The 16,360-nt window shown below is 60.1% G+C and carries 12 protein-coding genes; all 12 read left to right on the plus strand.

Annotated features, from left to right (window positions below; all coding sequences use genetic code 11):
- Positions 1-14 precede the first annotated feature (14 nt).
- Positions 15-1,451, plus strand: coding sequence for a sigma-54-dependent transcriptional regulator (locus BK667_RS02240; protein WP_123596686.1), 1,437 nt, complete (start codon positions 15-17; stop codon positions 1,449-1,451).
- A gap of 739 nt (positions 1,452-2,190) precedes the next feature.
- Positions 2,191-3,591, plus strand: coding sequence for a polynucleotide adenylyltransferase PcnB (locus BK667_RS02245; RefSeq protein ID WP_123596687.1), 1,401 nt, complete (start codon positions 2,191-2,193; stop codon positions 3,589-3,591).
- Positions 3,592-3,594: 3 nt separating this feature from the next.
- Entirely contained in the window at positions 3,595-4,080 is a 486-nt protein-coding gene (folK, locus tag BK667_RS02250) for a 2-amino-4-hydroxy-6-hydroxymethyldihydropteridine diphosphokinase (protein WP_123596688.1), read from the plus strand.
- Positions 4,081-4,458: 378 nt separating this feature from the next.
- Entirely contained in the window at positions 4,459-5,259 is an 801-nt protein-coding gene (gene panB, locus BK667_RS02260) for a 3-methyl-2-oxobutanoate hydroxymethyltransferase (RefSeq protein WP_123514608.1), read from the plus strand.
- Positions 5,256-6,113, plus strand: a complete 858-nt coding sequence (gene panC / locus BK667_RS02265) for a pantoate--beta-alanine ligase (protein ID WP_123596689.1) — start codon at positions 5,256-5,258, stop codon at positions 6,111-6,113. The genes panB and panC overlap by 4 nt, the downstream gene beginning before the upstream one ends.
- Positions 6,114-6,307: 194 nt before the next feature.
- Positions 6,308-6,688, plus strand: coding sequence for an aspartate 1-decarboxylase (gene panD / locus BK667_RS02270; RefSeq protein WP_123596690.1), 381 nt, complete (start codon positions 6,308-6,310; stop codon positions 6,686-6,688).
- A 229-nt stretch (positions 6,689-6,917) separates the two neighbouring features.
- A complete protein-coding gene (pgi, locus tag BK667_RS02275; protein ID WP_123596691.1) occupies positions 6,918-8,582 on the plus strand; it encodes a glucose-6-phosphate isomerase in 1,665 nt (554 codons plus the stop codon).
- Between the two features lie 327 nt (positions 8,583-8,909).
- The gene (acs, locus tag BK667_RS02285; RefSeq protein ID WP_123596693.1) at positions 8,910-10,847 is read left to right on the plus strand and encodes an acetate--CoA ligase; all 1,938 of its coding nucleotides are present in this window, start codon (positions 8,910-8,912) and stop codon (positions 10,845-10,847) included.
- Positions 10,848-10,912: 65 nt separating this feature from the next.
- Complete coding sequence (locus BK667_RS02290; RefSeq protein ID WP_123596694.1) at positions 10,913-11,785, plus strand: oxygenase MpaB family protein; 873 nt, start codon at positions 10,913-10,915, stop codon at positions 11,783-11,785.
- An 85-nt stretch (positions 11,786-11,870) separates the two neighbouring features.
- On the plus strand, positions 11,871-12,887 hold the full coding sequence (locus BK667_RS02295) for a class I SAM-dependent rRNA methyltransferase (protein ID WP_123596695.1): 1,017 nt from the start codon (positions 11,871-11,873) through the stop codon (positions 12,885-12,887).
- A gap of 116 nt (positions 12,888-13,003) precedes the next feature.
- On the plus strand, positions 13,004-15,946 hold the full coding sequence (locus BK667_RS02300) for a DUF748 domain-containing protein (protein ID WP_123596696.1): 2,943 nt from the start codon (positions 13,004-13,006) through the stop codon (positions 15,944-15,946).
- On the plus strand, positions 15,946-16,242 hold the full coding sequence (locus tag BK667_RS02305; protein ID WP_123596697.1) for a DUF2845 domain-containing protein: 297 nt from the start codon (positions 15,946-15,948) through the stop codon (positions 16,240-16,242). Before BK667_RS02300 ends, BK667_RS02305 begins: the two co-directional genes overlap by 1 nt.
- Positions 16,243-16,360 lie beyond the last annotated feature (118 nt).

The following is a 16,360-nucleotide window of genomic DNA, read 5'->3' on the forward strand; positions in this document are numbered from 1 at the left end:
AGAGTATCGAATCAATGCCGCACATTTTGATCGTCGAAGACGAAACAATTATCCGCTCCGCCTTGCGCCGCCTGCTGGAACGTAATCAGTACCAGGTCAGCGAAGCCGGATCCGTGCAGGAAGCACAAGAGCGTTTCAGCATTCCCACGTTTGACCTGATCGTCAGTGACCTGCGCCTGCCTGGCGCACCGGGTACTGAATTGATCAAGCTTGGCCAGGGCACTCCGGTGCTGATCATGACCAGTTACGCCAGCCTGCGTTCGGCCGTCGATTCCATGAAGATGGGCGCGGTGGATTACATCGCCAAGCCTTTCGATCACGATGAGATGCTTCAGGCCGTCGCACGGATCCTGCGCGATCGCCAATCGGCCCCCACCGCCGGTGAACCGGTGGTCGGCAAAGCCGCCAATGGCGCAGCGAAGCCGGGCGTCGATAACAGCAACGGCGAGATCGGCATCATCGGCTCCTGTCCGCCGATGCAGGATCTGTACAGCAAGATCCGCAAAGTCGCGCCCACCGATTCCAACGTCCTGATCCAGGGCGAGTCCGGTACCGGTAAAGAACTGGTGGCCCGCGCCCTGCACAACCTCTCCAAACGCGCCAAGGCACCGATGATTTCGGTGAACTGTGCGGCCATTCCGGAAAGCCTGATCGAGTCCGAACTGTTCGGCCACGAAAAAGGCGCGTTCACTGGCGCCAGCGCCGGACGTGCCGGGCTGGTGGAAGCGGCGGACGGCGGCACCCTGTTCCTCGATGAAATCGGCGAACTGCCACTCGAAGCCCAGGCCCGCTTGCTGCGCGTGTTGCAGGAAGGTGAGATTCGCCGGGTCGGCTCGGTGCAGTCGCAGAAAGTCGATGTACGCCTGATCGCCGCGACCCACCGGGACCTCAAGAGCCTGGCGAAGATCGGCCAGTTCCGTGAAGACCTTTATTACCGCCTGCACGTGATTGCCTTGAAACTGCCCGCCCTGCGCGAGCGCGGTGCCGACGTCAACGAAATCGCAGAGGCCTTCCTGAAGCGGCAGAGCGCGCGGGTCAACCGCACCGATCTGAAGTTTGCCCCGGATGCCGAGCAGGCGATTCGTCACTACACCTGGCCGGGCAACGTTCGTGAGCTGGAAAATGCGGTCGAACGCGCGGTAATCCTGTGCGAGAGCCCGGAAATTTCCGCCGAGTTGCTGGGCATCGACATCGAGCTGAGCGATCTGGACGATGACGATTTCATCGGCCTGCCCCCCCAACAGGGCAATGCCGCCGGTAACAATAGCCATGAGCCGACTGAAGACCTGTCGCTGGAAGACTACTTCCAGCACTTCGTCCTTGAGCATCAGGACCACATGACCGAAACCGAACTGGCCCGCAAACTCGGGGTCAGCCGCAAATGCTTGTGGGAACGTCGTCAACGCCTGGGCATTCCACGGCGCAAAACCGGGGTGGCCAGCGAAAGCTGAACGTCACCTGTCCGGTGTGCGGGTAACAAGTGACTTTGTGAAAAAACTGTTACCCCAGTCTTTTCACGTAACAGAAGCCGGGGCTTACGGTAACGAAGCCCCGGTTTTTTTGGGCCTCGAAAAACCTCGGCAAGCGGCTTAACCCCTTGTTTTGCTGGGCTTCACAAAAGTTGGCACGCACCCTGCTATATGTTTAGTACAAGAACAATAACAAGCAATGCACAAGACAATAAAAATAAGACGAATCGACTCACGCACAATAAAAACAAGACGGCGAGAGGCGCAGCTAACTGATTCTTTTGGAGAGGCGTTGTATTTGGGGCTTGCCCCACGACCAGGCCGAGAACAACAAAAACTGTCCTAAGACAGAGCCTGAACTGGTTGGATCGCAAGATCACTGCAACACAGCGACCAAAGCAATCCGTTTGCTCTTGGCTCCCGATTGGGAGGGTCATGAAGGAAAATCTTCATGACGAGGGCACTTAATAAAAACAAAAAGCCCGAAACCAATAATAAAAATAGAGCATGCAACTACTTCTTGGGGAGCTTCGGCTCCCCTTGTAGTTTCTGCGATTTGATAAAAAACACCCCGCGCATCCTTCGCTTGCAGCTTAAAGCTTGCGGCTTACAGCTCATCTTTGCTGTGTCCTACACCATCCCCCGACTAAATGCTAGAATCCCGGCCCATCATGCGGTCATTCTTCGTTATGGCCGAACATTCCTTCAAACAGTGCATCCCATGCTGAAGAAGTTGTTCCAGTCATTCCGTTCGCCCAAGCGTCATACGCAACACATCCGCAGCACGCCTGAAGTGCTTAACAGCGGCCAACATTCGCTGCAGAAGGCGCAATTCAGCCGTTACGCGGTGAATATCGTTGAACGCCTGCAGAACGCCGGTTACCAGGCTTACCTGGTCGGCGGTTGCGTGCGTGACATGTTGCTCGGCATCACGCCGAAAGATTTCGACGTCGCCACCAGTGCCACCCCTGAACAGGTACGGGCCGAATTCCGCAACGCGCGGATCATCGGCCGTCGTTTCAAACTGGTGCACATCCACTTCGGTCGCGAAATCATTGAAGTCGCGACCTTCCGCGCCAACCACCCGCAAAACGATGAAGAGGAAGACAGCAACCAGTCTTCCCGCAACGAGAGCGGGCGCATCCTGCGCGATAACGTCTACGGCACCCTGGAAGAAGACGCGCAACGCCGCGACTTCACCATCAACGCCCTGTATTACGATCCGGTCAGCGAGCGCATCCTCGACTACGCCAACGGCGTACACGACATCCGCAATCACCTGATCCGCCTGATCGGCGATCCGAAGCAACGCTACCAGGAAGACCCGGTACGGATGCTGCGGGCCGTGCGTTTCGCCGCCAAGCTGAATTTCGGTATCGAAAAACACAGCGCTGCGCCGATCCGCGACCTGGCGCCGATGCTGCGCGAGATTCCGTCGGCTCGCCTGTTCGAAGAAGTGCTCAAGCTGTTCCTCTCCGGCCACGCCGCGGACACCTTCGAGATGCTGGTCGACCTGCAGTTGTTCGATCCACTGTTCCCGGCCAGTGCCGAGGCGCTGGAATACAACCCGACGTACACCCACACGCTGATCAGTGAAGCGCTGATCAACACCGATCTGCGGATCAAGCAGAACAAACCGGTGACCCCGGCGTTCCTGTTTGCCGCCCTGTTGTGGCCTGCCCTGCCGGGCCGTGTACTGCGCCTGCAAGAACGTGGCATGCCGCCGATTCCGGCGATGCAGGAAGCGGCTCACGAACTGATTGCCGAGCAGTGCCAGCGCATTGCGATTCCGAAACGCTTCACCATGCCGATCCGCGAGATCTGGGACATGCAGGAGCGTCTGCCCCGCCGCAGCGGCAAGCGCGCCGACCTGTTGCTGGACAACCCGCGGTTCCGCGCCGGTTACGACTTCCTGCTGTTGCGCGAAAGCGCCGGCGAGCAGACCGATGGCCTGGGCGAATGGTGGACGGATTATCAGGACGCCAACGACAGCGAACGTCGGGACATGATCCGTGACCTGAGCGGCAAGGATGACGGCGCCGGTGCACCGCGCAAGCGTCGACGCAGCGGTGGCGCCAAGCGCAAACGCACGGCCGGCGCCCCGAGCACCACGGACGAGTAAGTCATGGAACGCATCTACATCGGCATGGGCAGCAATCTGGCTGACCCCGCCGAACAGTTGCGCAGCGCCGTCGAGGCGCTGGCGCGGTTACCCCGGACCGAACTGGTCGGGGTGTCGGCGTTTTACCAAAGCGACTCGTTGCTGCCTGGCCAACCGCGCTACACCAACGCCGTCGCCGCCCTCGACAGCCGCCTCGCGCCGCTGGACCTGCTCGATGCGCTGCAAGCCATCGAAAACGGCCAGGGCCGCGAGCGCCTTGAACGCTGGGGGCCGCGCACGCTCGATCTCGACATCGTGCTGTTTGGTGATCGCTTGATCGACGAACCTCGCCTCAAAGTCCCTCACTACCATATGCAAGAACGCGCTTTCGTCCTGTATCCACTGGCCGAACTGGCGCCGGCGGATCTGCGTTTGGCCGATGGCCGAATCCTCAGCGAATTGCTCGCGGCATGCCCGTTCATCGGCCTCGAACGCCTCCCTCCAAACTGACAAATATCCCCTGTGGGAGCGGGCTTGCTCGCGAATGCGGTGTGCCAGTCAACATCTTTGCTGGATGACACACCGCATTCGCGAGCAAGCCCGCTCCCACACTGGTTTTGGGTAGAACATTAGATTTTCATTGAGCCCACGCCTGCTGAATCGCATCAGTTACCCCGGTAACACCCCCACCGTAACAACGCGGTAACACACGCAATTGACTTCCCGAGTCCTCCTCACGACTATAGGCGTCCCGCTGCCGCCAACGCGGCGCTAAAGGGCGCAATCCAGGCCTTATAAGCACGACAAAAGACCGTGCGCCTGAGTAAATGAAGAATCACGCGCGTTACTCGCAGTAGTTTCCATAGCGCCTGAACGAGGATTTTTTACATGCCAGCCATCACCCTGACCACGCTCCAGAGCCTCAAGCAGAAAGGTGAAAAAATCACCATGCTGACCTGCTATGACGCGACCTTCGCCCACGCCTGCAACGAGGCCGGTGTCGAAGTGCTGCTGGTGGGCGACTCCCTCGGCATGGTTTTGCAAGGTCACGACAGCACCCTGCCCGTTACCACCGCTGAGATGGCCTACCACGTGGCCGCTGTTAAACGCGGCAATGCCGACGCCCTGATCCTCGCCGACCTGCCCTTCATGGCCTACGCCACCACCGAACAAGCGATGACCAACAGCGCCCTGCTGATGCAGGCCGGTGCGCACATGGTCAAGGTTGAAGGCGCCTTGTGGCTGGCGGACTCGATCCGCCTGCTGGCGGAACGTGGCGTACCGGTGTGCGCGCACATGGGCCTGACCCCACAATCGGTCAATATCCTGGGCGGTTACAAAGTCCAGGGTCGCGGCGAGAACCAGGCGCGACAGATGCGTGCCGACGCCATCGCCCTGGAACAGGCCGGTGCTGCCATGTTGCTGCTCGAATGCGTACCGAGCGAATTGGCTGAAGAAATCACCCAAGCCGTGGGTATTCCGGTGATTGGCATTGGCGCCGGCAGCGGCACCGACGGCCAGGTATTGGTGCTGCACGACATGCTCGGCCTGTCGATCACGGGCCGCGTGCCGAAGTTCGTGAAGAACTTCATGGCCGGGCAAGTCAGCATTCAAGCGGCCCTCGGCGCCTACGTCACTGAAGTCAAAGCGGCGACTTTCCCAGGTATCGAACACGGATTCTCTGCATGAACACCGTCAAAACCGTCCGCGAACTGCGGGCTGCCGTCGCCCGTGCCCGTGGCGAAGGCAAGCGTATTGCCTTCGTCCCGACCATGGGCAACCTGCACAGCGGTCATATCGCGCTGATTGCCAAAGCCTCCCAACGCGCAGATTTCGTGGTCGCGAGCATCTTCGTCAACCCGCTGCAATTCGGCGCGGGCGAAGACCTCGACAAGTACCCGCGCACATTGGCAGCGGATCAGGAAAAACTCCTCCAGGGCGGCTGCCACCTGCTGTTCGCCCCGACCGTCGAAGAAATGTACCCCGACGGCATGGCCGGCCAGACCCGCGTCAGCGTTCCGCAACTGTCCGAAGGCTTGTGCGGCGCCAGCCGTCCGGGGCATTTCGAAGGTGTGGCGACGGTCGTCAGCAAGCTGTTCAACATGGTCCAGCCGGACCTGGCGATTTTCGGCCAGAAAGACTTCCAGCAACTGGCGGTGATTCGCGCGCTGGTGCATGACCTGAACATGCCGATCCAGATCATCGGCGAGCCGACCGTACGGGCCGCCGATGGCCTGGCACTGTCGTCGCGCAACGGCTTTCTCAGCGAAGAACAGCGGGCAACCGCGCCAGTGGTCTATCGCACGTTGTCGTCGATTGCCGATGCGATTAAACAGGGTGATCGCGATTATCCGGCGCTGATCGACGGGCAGATTAAACAGCTCGAAGCGGCGGGTTTGCGCGCCGATTACCTGGAAATCCGCCATGCCGTGACCTTGCGTCCGGCGACCGCGCAAGATCGGGATCTGGTGATTCTGGTGGCGGCGTTCCTCGGGACAACGCGGTTGATCGACAACCTGCACCTGAACCTCGACGCGTCCTGATACCGCAGAACACCTGTAGGAGCGAAGCTTGCTCGCGAAGGCGTCATATCCGTCGATGAAGATGTCGAACGTGATGGCCTCTTCGCGGGCAAGCCTCGCTCCTACACGTTCCTGCGCGGCTTAGCGTTGTATTGCTGCCCCTCCAGCCTTCGGGCAAACTGCCCGCCGTTCGATTCCGACCTGGGGAAACACTCATGCACGCCATCATGCTCAAGGCCAAGCTGCACCGCGCCGAAGTCACCCACGCAGTACTCGATTACGAAGGTTCTTGCGCCATCGACGGCGAATGGCTGGATTTGTCCGGCATCCGTGAGTACGAACAGATCCAGATCTACAACATCGACAATGGCGAGCGCTTCACCACCTACGCCATTCGGGGCGAAGACGGTTCGGGCATCATCTCCGTCAACGGCGCCGCGGCGCACAAGGCCAAGGTCGGTGACCGGGTGATCATTTGCGCCTACGCCCACTACAGCGAAGCCGAGCTGCTGAACTTCAAACCGCGCATGCTCTATATGGCGCCGGGCAATGAGCTGAGCCACACCAGCAATGCCATTCCGGTTCAGGTCGCCTGACAGCGCGCCCTTCCGTTTGTCGGGGCGTTTGCGGTTTTAATGTTAAAAAAGTACAGAAAACGAGTCATACAAAGCCGAGACAGATCCACACGCGAGGTTTACTGTTACCGCCCTGCGCTATTTTTAATCGTGTCTACGCAGATTGACCGGACTGGCCCACCCAGTGGTCGGGACATTCCGGGATCTTCAGTGTCTTAAAGGCAGTCCAAGTAAAAGGAAAACCGCAGCGATGGCGTACTACCGCACTCCTCATGACGTTACCGCTCTGCCCGCCTGGCAAGCGTTGAAAGACCACCGCCAAGCCATGCAGGATTTCAGCATGCGCGAAGCGTTCAATGCCGACCCGCAGCGCTTTACTCAATTCACCCTCAGCAGCTGCGGTCTGTTTCTCGATTATTCGAAGAACCTGATCAACGCCGAGACCCGCAACCTGCTGGTGGGGCTGGCCAACGAAGTCGACCTCAAAGGCGCGATCCAAGCGCTGTTCGACGGCGAAATCGTCAACTCTTCCGAAGGTCGTCCGGCACTGCACACCGCATTGCGCCGCCCGGTAGGCGACAAGTTGTCGGTCAACGGCGTCAACGTGATGCCGGAAGTGCACAAAGTGCTGAACCAGATCACCGATCTCGTGGGCCGTATCCACGATGGTCTGTGGCGCGGTTACACCGAGAAGCCGATCACCGACGTGGTGAACATCGGCATCGGTGGTTCGTTCCTCGGCCCTGAGCTGGTGTCCGAAGCGCTGCTGTCCTACGCCCAGAAAGGCGTGCGTTGCCATTACCTGGCGAACATCGACGGCAGTGAATTCCACGAACTGACCATGAAGCTGCGCGCCGAGACCACGCTGTTCATTGTCTCGTCGAAATCCTTCAACACCCTCGAAACCCTGAAGAACGCCCAGGCCGCGCGCGCCTGGTACCTGGCTCAGGGTGGTTCGGAAGCCGAGCTGTATCGCCACTTCATCGCGGTATCGAGCAACAACGCCGCAGCGGTAGCCTTCGGTATCCGTGAAGAGAACATCTTCCCGATGTGGGACTGGGTCGGCGGGCGTTACTCGCTGTGGTCGGCCATCGGTCTGCCGATTGCCCTGGCCATCGGCATGTCGAACTTCAAGGAACTGCTGTCCGGTGCCTACACCATGGACCAGCATTTCCAGAGCGCGCCATTCGAACAGAACATGCCGGTGCTGCTGGCGTTGCTCGGTGTCTGGTACGGCAATTTCTGGGGCGCGCAAAGCCACGCGATCCTGCCGTACGACCACTACCTGCGCAACATCACCAAGCACTTGCAACAGCTGGATATGGAATCCAACGGCAAGAGTGTGCGCCAGGACGGCACGCCGGTGTCCACGGATACCGGCCCGGTGATCTGGGGCGGCGTTGGCTGCAACGGTCAGCATGCTTACCACCAGCTGCTGCACCAGGGCACCCAACTGATCCCGGCCGACTTCATCGTGCCGATCGTCAGCTTCAACCCGGTGTCCGACCACCATCAGTGGCTGTACGCCAACTGCCTGTCCCAAAGCCAGGCACTGATGCTCGGCAAGACCCTCGCCGAAGCTGAAACCGAGCTGCGCGACAAAGGCTTGAGCGAAGAAGAAGTACAGAAAATCGCACCGCACAAGGTGATCCCGGGCAACCGTCCGAGCAACACCCTGGTGGTCGAACGCATCAGCCCGCGTCGTCTTGGCGCACTGGTGGCGATGTACGAACACAAAGTCTTCGTGCAAAGCGTGGTCTGGGGCATCAACGCCTTCGACCAGTGGGGCGTGGAGCTGGGCAAAGAGTTGGGCAAAGGCGTCTACAACCGGCTGGTCGGCAGCGAAGAAACCCCGGCTGACGATGCTTCGACCCAAGGCCTGATCAACTACTTCCGCGGTCGTCACCGCGGCTGATCTAACGCCACCTGCTACACCCTGTGGGAGCGAGCCTGCTCGCGAATGCGGTTTGTCATTCAACATTGATGTTGACTGAACCACCGCTTTCGCGAGCAAGCTTTGCTCCTACAGAGCGCGTCACCGCGGTTGATCTGACGCCACCTGCTACACCCTGTGGGAGCGAGCCTGCTCGCGAATGCGGTTTGTCATTCAACATTGATGTTGACTGAACCACCGCTTTCGCGAGCAGGCTCGCTCCCACATTGGTTTGTGTCTGACTTGAACCCTTTTGTCACTCGGCGCATCTTTATTACTTGTTTACCAAAACAAGAATAAGGAACCGTCATGTTCGATATCAGCACGTTCCCCAAAGCCGATGCCGTGCGCCGGGCAGCCAATTTGAGTCAGGACGACTACCAGCGCCTCTACCGACAATCCATCGAACACCCCAGCACCTTCTGGGCCGAACAGGCCACGCGGTTCCTCGACTGGAGCACACCGTGGCAAACCGTCCAGCGCTATAACCTGAAAACCGGCGAAGCCAGCTGGTTTGCCGGTGGCAAGCTGAACGTCAGTTACAACTGCATCGACCGTCACCTGGAAAAACGCGGCGATCAGATCGCAATCATCTGGGAAGGCGATGACCCCGCCGAATCCGCCCAGATCACCTACAAAAAACTCCATCACAACGTCTGTCGCCTGGCCAACGTCTTGAAAAGTCGTGGCGTGAAGAAAGGCGATCGGGTGTGCATCTACATGCCGATGATTCCTGAAGCGGCCTACGCCATGCTGGCCTGCACGCGGATTGGCGCGGTGCATTCGGTGGTGTTTGGCGGTTTCTCCCCGGACTCTGTGCGCGACCGCATCCTCGACGCCGACTGCCACACCGTGATCACCGCCGATGAAGGCGTGCGCGGAGGCAAGTTCGTGCCACTCAAGGAGAAAGTCGACAAGGCGTTGGAGAACTGCCCGAAGGTCAGCACGGTGATTGTGGTCGAGCGCACTCAGGGTGAAGTGAACTGGGTCGAAGGCCGGGACATCTGGTATCACCAGGCCCTGCGCGATGTCAGCGACGAATGCCCACCGGAGCCAATGGACGCCGAAGACCCGCTGTTTATCCTCTACACCTCCGGCAGCACCGGCAAACCCAAAGGCGTGTTGCACACCACCGGCGGCTACTTGCTGCAAGCGGCGATGACCTTCAAATACGTGCTCGATTATTGCGACGACGAAGTGTTCTGGTGCACCGCCGACGTCGGCTGGGTCACCGGCCACAGCTACATCGTCTACGGCCCGCTGGCCAACGGTGCGACCACGCTGATCTTCGAAGGCGTGCCGAGTTACCCCACCAGTTCGCGCTTCTGGCAGGTCATCGACAAACACCACGTCAACATTTTCTACACCGCGCCGACCGCCCTGCGCTCGCTGATGCGTGAAGGCGCCGAGCCATTGAAGGAAACCTCTCGCGCGAGCCTCAGATTACTCGGCAGCGTCGGTGAGCCGATCAACCCGGAAGCGTGGGATTGGTACTTCAACGTCGTGGGCGAGCAGCGGTGCCCGATTGTCGATACCTGGTGGCAGACCGAAACCGGCGGCATCATGCTCAGCCCTTTGGTCAGCGCCCAGCGCATCAAACCGGGCTGCGCCACCCAGCCGATGTTCGGCGTGCAACCGGTGTTGCTCGATGAAACAGGCAAGGAAATCAAAGGCGCCGGCAGCGGCGTGCTCGCCATTAAATCAAGCTGGCCGGCGCAGATCCGCAGCGTCTATGGCGATCCGCAACGCATGGTCGAAACCTACTTCAAGCCCTACCCCGGCTACTACTTCACCGGCGACGGCGCACGACGCGACGAGGACGGCGACTACTGGATCACCGGGCGCATCGACGATGTGATCAACGTCTCCGGACACCGCATCGGCACCGCCGAAGTGGAAAGCGCCCTGGTCCTGCACGACAGCATCGCCGAGGCTGCGGTGGTCGGTTACCCCCACGACGTCAAGGGCCAGGGCATTTACGCCTTCGTCACGCCCATGAACGGCTCCGAACCCAATGATGAACTGAAGAAAGAACTGCTGGCCCACGTCAGCAAGGAAATCGGCAGCTTCGCCAAGCCGGACCTGATTCAATGGGCGCCGGCCTTGCCGAAAACCCGCTCGGGCAAGATCATGCGGCGGATTCTGCGCAAGATTGCCTGCAACGAACTGGACAGCCTTGGGGATACCTCGACCCTGGCCGATCCGAGCGTGGTCCAGGACTTGGTCGATAAGCGCCTGAACCAATAAACACTTGTGTCAAAAGCTTGCGCGGCCGCTAATGGCCGCGCCTTCTTTTTCGCTACTGAGCCGCCATGGAATTCATCCGTACCCGCATCGAAACCCAGCTCATGAGCCTGACCGGTCTGTCCCTGGGCAACCTCGACCTGGAGAACCCCAAGGGCGATCCCGGCCTGTTCGGTCCCGAGTCGGTGAGTTGGCAAGTCCATGGCGATTTCAGCAGCATGCTGATCGGCGGGATCAGCGCGCTGATGCTGCAAGCCCTGCATCCACTGGCCCTGGCCGGGGTCTGGGATCATTCGAATTTTCGCGAAGACATGCTCGGCCGTTTGCGCCGCACCAGTCAGTTCATTTCCGGCACCACGTTCGGTTCGCGCAAGGACGCCGACTGGCTGATCGAGAAAGTGCGCACCATTCACCTGCAAGTGGTCGGCACCGCGCCGGATGGTCGGCCATACGCCGCCAGCGATCCCGATTTGCTGACCTGGGTGCACGTGGCCGAGGTCAGCAACTTCCTCGCCGCGCATCTGCGTTATCGCAATCCGCACCTGTCCCTGGCGGATCAGGACCGTTACTACGCAGAAATCGCGGTGATCGCGGAGCGTCTGGGCGCCCGCGACGTGCCCCATAGCCGCAAGGAAATGGCCGAGTACCTTGAGCGAATCCGTCCACAACTGCTGTGCGACGAACGCAGTCGCGAGGTGTTGCGCCTGCTGCTGAAGGCGCCCGCCCCCAGCCGTCTGGCCAAACCGTTTGGCGGCTTAATGATGCAGGCCGGGATCGACCTGCTGCCGGACTGGGCCAGTGACCTGCTCGGCGTCAGCCAGACCCCGTTGCAACGCCAACTGATCCGCGCCAGCGTCCGACGCAGTGCGCCGATGCTGCGCTGGGCGATGAGGAATGGCTCGGTGCAGCGGGCGCAGCGACGGATGGGGTTATTGGAATAGAGCTGCAAGCTTCAAGCTTGCGGCTTGCAGCTCAGTAACTGCTAAACTCCCGCGCCAATTTCCCTCCTCCTGCAAGGCGCCCAGCATGTCTTCCTTGAATCAGGCGCTGCGCGCCGCCCTCGATCATCGCCAGGACCTGCTTGCCGAACTGCATCAGCAGGGCACCGATTGCTATCGTCTGTTCCATGGCAGCCAGGAAGGCGCCGGCGGCCTGACCATCGACCGTTATGGCCCGCAACTGCTGGTGCAGAGTTTTCACCAGGCGCTGGAGCGCGACGCGCTGCTGCAACTGCACGACATCATCAATCAATACTTGGGCCTCGACACCCTGCTGGTCTACAACGACCGCTCCCAGGGCAATTCGCGCATCGACCGCGAAGACACCGTCTACCGTGCCGACGAAGCCGCGCTGCAAGACCTGATCGGCCACGAATGGGGCCTCAACTACCGGGTTCGCGGCCGTCACGCCGGGCAAGACCCGCTGCTGTTCCTTGACCTGCGCAACACCCGTGGCTGGGTCAAGGATCACAGCCAGAACAAAAGTGTGCTGAACCTGTTCGCCTACACCTGCGGCGTCGGCCTGAGTGCGGCGGCCGGTGGTGCGAGCGAAGTCTGCAACCTCGATTTCGCCGAAGGTAACCTGGCGGTTGGTCGCGAAAACGGCCTGCTCAACCCGCAGGTGCCGGCCATGGAATTCATTCAGTCCGACTACTTCCCGGCGATTCGCCAATTGGCCGGCTTGCCGATCAGTCAGCGCCGCGGGCAAAAACTGCCGAGCTACCAGCGCCTGGAACCGCGTCAGTACGATCTGGTGCTGCTCGATCCACCCGCCTGGGCCAAGAGCGCATTCGGCACCGTCGACCTGCTGCGCGACTATCAGAGCCTGCTCAAACCCGCCTTGCTGACCACCGCCGACAATGGCGTGCTGATCTGCTGCAACAACCTGGCGAAAGTCAGCATGGACGACTGGCGCGAGCAAGTGTTGCGCTGTGCGGAGAAGGCCGGGCGGCCGGTGCGCGAGTGGTCGGTGATGACCCCGGGCGCTGATTTTCCGTCGCTGGATCAACAGCCACCGCTGAAAACCCTGATCCTGCAGCTTTAAGTCTCTGGGAAATTTCCTACGCTTATTTCTGAACAATCCTGAACAGGGCAAGTACTTCGGAACCGAAAACGCGTGCCATACTCCAAGGCACTCCGATCAGACAAATGAAGCCGCACATGCCCAAAGGATTGATTCGCGCTATCGGCGCCCTGTTGACTGCTCTGGCTCTCTACAGCCTGCTGGGGTTTCTGATTTTGCCGGGCATCGCCTTGCGGATCGCCAACCAGCAGTTGGCCAACTACGCCACGACACCCGCGCACATCCAGCGGATCGAACTCAACCCCTTCAGCCTTGAGGTCACCCTGTGGGGCCTGATCATTGGTGAGCCAGGCAAGGAACAGGTCGGCTTCGAACGGCTTTACGCCAACCTGCAGATCGACAGTCTCTGGACCAAGGCGCTGCATTTGTCCGATATCGAACTGGACAAGCCCAAGACTGAAATCCTCTTTGGCAAGGACGGCAAACTCAACCTGCTCGGCCTGTTCAAAATCCCCACCAGCGAACCGACTCCGGCCGACCCGAATGCCAAACCGTTCCCGCTGCGAGTCGAGCGAATCAAACTGGCCGGCGGCTATGTGCACTTCCAGGATGCGCGGCCCAGCGAGCCCATCGAATTCCTCTACGACAAACTCGATTTCGAGCTGAAGAACCTCAGCACCCTGCCCGATGACAACGCCGACATGACCCTGGTCGCGGCCGGTCCGGCAGGCGGGCAGATCGACTGGACCGGCAATTTCAGCCTGATCCCGATCGCCTCCGAAGGTAAATTGAAAGTCACCGACGGCCAGATGAAAGTCTGGTGGCCGTACGTCCGTGACGCGCTGCCGTTGGCCCTGGAAAACGGCGTATTGAACCTGAGTACTGACTACAAACTCAACCTGGCCAAGGAAACCGAACTGCTGCTGAGCAACGTCGCGGTCAGCGTCGCGCCATTCGCCCTCAATGCACCGGACGGTCGGCCGCTGGTAAAACTCGAACGCCTGGACGTCAGTGACACCACCGTCGATCTGGCCAAGCAGCAAGTGGTAGTCGGCAAGATTCGCAGCAATAAACTCGAAACCTGGGCCGCGCTGGAAGCAGACGGGCAACTCGACTGGCAGAAACTGTTTGCCAGCCAACCGTCCAAAGCAGCCGTCAAAGCCAAAGCCGAACCGGTCACAACCCCAGCAGCAGCCGACTCACCAAAACCTGAACCCGCGCCACCCAGCAAACCCTGGCAAGTGCTGCTCAAAGACGTGCAACTGCGCAATTACCAGGTGCACCTGGCCGACCGCAAGGCGCAACCGGCCGTGGCGCTGGAAGTGGGCCCGCTGAACCTGGACCTGCAGAATTTCGACAGCCTCAATGGCTCGCCCTTCAACCTCAAGCTCGACACGGGTATCGGCAAGCAGGGCAAAATCACCGCCGATGGCCAGGTCAATCTGGCGCCGGTCAGTGCCAAGTTGAAAGTGCAGACCAAGGACATCGACCTGCGCGTCGCCCAGTCCTACATCACCCCGTTTATTCGCCTGGAACTGCGCAGCGGCATGCTCGGCAGTGATCTGGCGGTGGACCTGAAAAGCACCGAACCGCTGGCCTTCACGGTGACCGGTCGCGCTCAGGTCGATCAACTGCACACCCTCGACACCCTGAAGACCCGCGACTTTCTCAAGTGGCAGCAATTGGTGCTCGAAGGCCTGAACTATCAGCACGGCGACAGCCTGTCGATCGACAAGGTCAACCTGTTCCAGCCTTATGCGCGCTTCATGATCAACGATGACCGCAGCACCAACATCGATGACCTGCTGGTCCCGCAACCGCCCGACACCGGCGCCAAGACCGCCGCAGCCAAACCGGCGGCCGGCAAGGACAAACCGCTGGCCATCCACGTGGGCGGCATTGCCATCAATGACGGTTCGGCCAACTTCGCCGACTTCAGCCTGACGCCGAACTTTGCCACCGCCGTTCAAGAGCTCAATGGTGCGATCGGCACCATCGACAGCCGTCAGGCGAAACCGGCCAGTGTCGACATCAAGGGCAAGGTCGATCGCTATGCGCCGGTGACCATCAAGGGCGCGGTCAACCCGTTCGACCCGATGGCCAGCCTCGACATCGCTACCAGTTTCAAACGAGTGGAACTGACGACGCTGACGCCCTACTCCGGCAAGTTTGCCGGCTACCGTATCCGCAAGGGCCGGCTCAATCTCGACTTGCATTACCTGATCACCAAAGGCCAGCTCAAAGCCGAAAACAAAGTGGTGGTCGAACAACTGCAACTGGGCGAAAAAGTCGACAGCCCGGACGCCACGAGCCTGCCGCTGAAACTGGCAATCGCCCTGCTTAAAGACGTCGATGGCAAGATTTCCATCGAATTGCCGGTGACGGGCGACCTGAACAATCCGCAGTTCAGCGTCATGCCGATTGTCTGGCAGACCCTGCGCAACCTGATCGTCAAAGCGGCCGCCGCACCATTCAAAATGATTGGCGGGTTGATCAGCGGCGGCGGTTCGGAAGATCTGGGCACCGTGTCATTTGCAGCGGGTTCGAGTGACCTGACCAAGGACGCTGAAGCGTCGCTGATCAAACTCTCCAGCGCGCTCAAGGAACGTCCGTCCCTGCGCCTGGAAATCGAAGGCACCGCCGCGCAAAGCAGCGATGGCCCGTTGATCGCCGAGCAACGTCTGGAGCGCGAATACCAGTACAACTACTACAAAATGCTCCAGCGCCGTGGCGACAAAGTCCCGGCCCAGGCGTCCTTGCTGCAAGTGCCTGATGGAGAGAAAGGCCCGCTGCTGGAAGGCATTTACCGCACCCGTCTCAAGACTCAGCCGCCCGCCGAATGGAAGGATCTGGGCAAGGAAGAACGCACCGCCAAAATGCGTGCGGACGTGATCAAGTTCTGGAGTTCCAGCGACGTGCTGTTGCGTCAACTGGGCCAGGAACGGGCCAGTAGCATCAAGGACTTCCTGGTGGACAAGGCGCAGATGGCCGACGACCGCGTGTACTTTGTCGACGCCAATCTTGGCGAAGCGGAAAGTGACGGTCGGGTGATTACACCGTTGCACCTGGATGCCGAATGATGGGCGCGCGCTGGCTGTTCAGCCTGGCCCTGGCATTCGCGGCCGGCCAGGTCTCGGCAGCCGATACCCTGCGCTGCGGCAGTCAGTTGATCAGCGTAGGCGACAGGTCCAGCGAAGTGCTGCAGAAGTGCGGACAACCCGTGGCCCGGGATTCGCTGGGCTACAAGCGCAGCGCCAACCGGCGGGAAGAATTCCAGGTCGAAGAATGGACCTACGGGCCCAACAACGGGATGTACCAGTACCTGCGGTTTGAAGGGAACCGGTTGAAGCAGATCACCAGCAAGCGCGGTAACTGACTACCGTCCAATGTGGGAGCGAGCTTGCTCGCGATAGCGGTCTAACACTCAATGAAGATGTTGAATGTTATGACCTCATCGCGAGCAAGCTCGCTCCCACATGTGCTTTTGTGGCGCC

It is taken from the genome of Pseudomonas frederiksbergensis, assembly GCF_003732705.1.
GTDB classification, from domain to species: domain Bacteria; phylum Pseudomonadota; class Gammaproteobacteria; order Pseudomonadales; family Pseudomonadaceae; genus Aquipseudomonas; species Aquipseudomonas frederiksbergensis_F.